The organism is Mycobacterium sp. (assembly GCF_049278535.1).
Classification (GTDB): Bacteria; Actinomycetota; Actinomycetes; order Mycobacteriales; family Mycobacteriaceae; genus Mycobacterium.
In genome coordinates this window covers 1-2,453 of the sequence record NZ_JBAPMI010000273.1, presented here as the reverse complement: position 1 = coordinate 2,453, position 2,453 = coordinate 1, and the positions used below count along the sequence as shown (strand labels likewise).

Here is a 2,453-nt window from a genome sequence, read left to right as displayed (position 1 = left end):
AGTGGCAGATCCAGGATTCGAACCTGGGTAGGCGTTAGCCGACGGATTTACAGTCCGCTCCCATTGGCCGCTCGGGCAATCTGCCGGTGTAGTACGGGTAGCTAGCCTACAACGAAGATGTACTCGGATAACAAACGGCCAACATCGATAGAAGGGGACGTATCCCATGGCGGATTCATCGTTCGACGTCGTGAGCAAGCTCGACCGGCAGGAGGTCGACAACGCCCTCAACCAAGCCGCCAAGGAACTCTCCACCCGGTTCGACTTCCGCGGCACCGACACGAAGATCGCCTGGAAGGGCGACGAGGCGATCGAGCTGACCAGCTCTACCGAGGAGCGCGTCAAGGCCGCCGTCGACGTTTTCAAGGAGAAGCTGATCCGGCGCGACATCAGCCTCAAGGCGTTCGATGCCGGCGAGCCGCAGGCCTCCGGCAAGACCTACAAGGTCACCGGCAGCTTGAAAGAGGGCATCAGCAGCGAGAACGCGAAGAAGATCACCAAGCTGATCCGCGACGAGGGCCCCAAGACGGTCAAAACCCAGATTCAGGGCGACGAGGTGCGCGTCACCAGCAAAAAGCGCGACGATCTGCAGGAGGTCATCGCGATGCTCAAGAAGGCCGACCTCGACGTGGCGCTGCAGTTCGTCAACTACCGTTGATTCGTTGATTCGTGCGATTCGTGCGCTTGGCGCATATGCATGAATCGCATGTACGATGGTTGCCATGACCACTGCCGAGAGCCTGGTTCTGGCAACCGAACGCGTCCGGGAGAGCGCTCAAGCCGTCGGCGCTGCGCTGGCGTCGGTCGCGGTGTACACCGAGCCCGCGATCGCCCGGGCCGTCCAGGCCGAGCAGAACCTCTACGGCCGGATCGAGCAAGAGTTCGGGATGTTGACCAGCACCGAGGCCGGTAAGCGGATGGGGTCGCGGTCGCGTGCTCCACGCAACTTCGCGACGACCGCACACCGCGACAAGACGCTCGTCGCCATGCGGCAAGGCAACAGCCTCGTCTACCCCGGGTTTCAGTTCGGGCCGGACGGGCAGCCCCTCGAGGTCATCGCCCGGCTGCGCCGGACCGCCGACGCTAACGATTGGTCGGAGGCGGGCCTCGTGCAGTGGCTCTGCTCGCCGACCACCTACTTCGACGGTGATCGACCCGTCGAACACCTCACCGAGGACCCTGACCGAGTTGTCGATGTGGCGGCCGATGCGCTGGCCGTCTCGTGGTGAAAGCGCCACGAAATCCGTTCAAGCCGGCCATCGAAACTTTGCCCAAGGGCCACCGGCTGTATCGCGTATTCACCAACACCCGCCCGTGCACTGACTTCAACCCCGGCATCGGCGCCCCGACCCGGTTCGGTTTCTTCGGCAAGCCGGTCGTACCGATCATGTACGCCGCCGACACCGAGGAAGCCGCCATCGCCGAGTCCCTGCTACACGACATTCCGGTAGAGGGGGGAAATCTGCTCTGGGACGACTATTCGCGCAAGGCGCTCGCTGTCCTCGAGCTCACCAGCGATCTGCGCCTCGCCGTCCTGCACGGCATCAAGCTACGAAAGCTCGGCGCCGGCCCAGAGGATGTGACGTCGAGCCCCGCCTCCACCTATCCGGCGACGGTCAAGTGGGCCGAAGCTGCGCACGGCTGCGGGGTGGACGGCATGGTGTGGATGTCGCGCCTCTGCAACAACACCAAGGCGTATGTGTTCTTCGGCGACCGGTGCGCCGGCGCGTTCGCTCAAGACACGTCGCACGCACGTATCTTCGCCAGCCCCTCCGATCAAACGTGGCTGATCGACTTTTGCGCACCACTGCATATCGACGTCCTCCTGCAGCCCCGATAATCGGGAAGCCCTCGCCCAATCAACCGGTCGGTGCCTAATGTGGTGACGTAGGCAACGGCCCGCCCGAAGTGAGGTGCATCGATGAGCGTGACGCCACCGGACACGACCGACGTTGACGTCATCATCATCGGCGCGGGTTTCTCGGGCCTGGGCGCCGCCCACCGCATCACCGAGCGCAACCCCGGGACCAGTTACGTCATCTTGGAGCGACGCGAGCAGATCGGCGGCACCTGGGACCTGTTCCGCTACCCGGGCGTGCGCTCCGACAGCAGCATCTTCACGCTGTGCTTCCCGTGGGAACCGTGGACCGGGGAAGATCGGGTGGTCGACGGAGTACACATCCGGGAATACCTGAACGCGACCGCGCGAAAGTACGGCATGGATCAGCACATCCGGTTCAACTCTCACGTCCGCTCGGCGGACTGGGATTCTTCGACCGACACCTGGACGGTCACCGCCGATCAGGACGGCGCGGAAAAGACCTATCGCGGCCGCTTCGTGTTCTTCGGATCCGGCTACTACAACTACGACGAGGGCTACACCCCAGACTTCCCGGGCCTCAACGAGTTCGACGGCACCATCGTCCACCCGCAGCACTGGCCCGAGGATTTCG

General features: G+C 63.6%; 4 protein-coding genes and 1 tRNA gene. 4 read left to right on the top strand and 1 reads right to left on the bottom strand.

Features of this window, described 5'->3' with window-relative positions:
* Positions 1–2: 2 nt before the first annotated feature.
* Positions 3–85: transfer RNA gene (locus WAO18_RS18370), tRNA-Tyr, on the bottom strand.
* A gap of 81 nt (positions 86–166) precedes the next feature.
* Here WAO18_RS18370 and WAO18_RS18365 point away from each other — a divergent pair.
* The 4 genes from WAO18_RS18365 to WAO18_RS18350 all read left to right on the top strand — a co-directional run.
* On the top strand, positions 167–658 hold the full coding sequence (locus WAO18_RS18365; protein ID WP_422207662.1) for a YajQ family cyclic di-GMP-binding protein: 492 nt from the start codon (positions 167–169) through the stop codon (positions 656–658).
* 64 nt (positions 659–722) lie between these two features.
* On the top strand, positions 723–1,229 hold the full coding sequence (locus tag WAO18_RS18360) for a hypothetical protein (protein ID WP_422207661.1): 507 nt from the start codon (positions 723–725) through the stop codon (positions 1,227–1,229).
* On the top strand, positions 1,226–1,840 hold the full coding sequence (locus tag WAO18_RS18355) for an RES family NAD+ phosphorylase (protein ID WP_422207660.1): 615 nt from the start codon (positions 1,226–1,228) through the stop codon (positions 1,838–1,840). Before WAO18_RS18360 ends, WAO18_RS18355 begins: the two co-directional genes overlap by 4 nt.
* A gap of 81 nt (positions 1,841–1,921) precedes the next feature.
* Positions 1,922–2,453, top strand: a 532-nt coding sequence (locus WAO18_RS18350; protein WP_422207659.1) for a flavin-containing monooxygenase, incomplete at its 3' end; no start/stop codon positions are given.

Coding starts and splice junctions, on each gene's coding strand:
- WAO18_RS18365 (WP_422207662.1), top strand. CDS start 167: ATGGCGGATTCATCGTTCGACGTCGTGAGCAAGCTCGACCGGCAGGAG.
- WAO18_RS18360 (WP_422207661.1), top strand. CDS start 723: ATGACCACTGCCGAGAGCCTGGTTCTGGCAACCGAACGCGTCCGGGAG.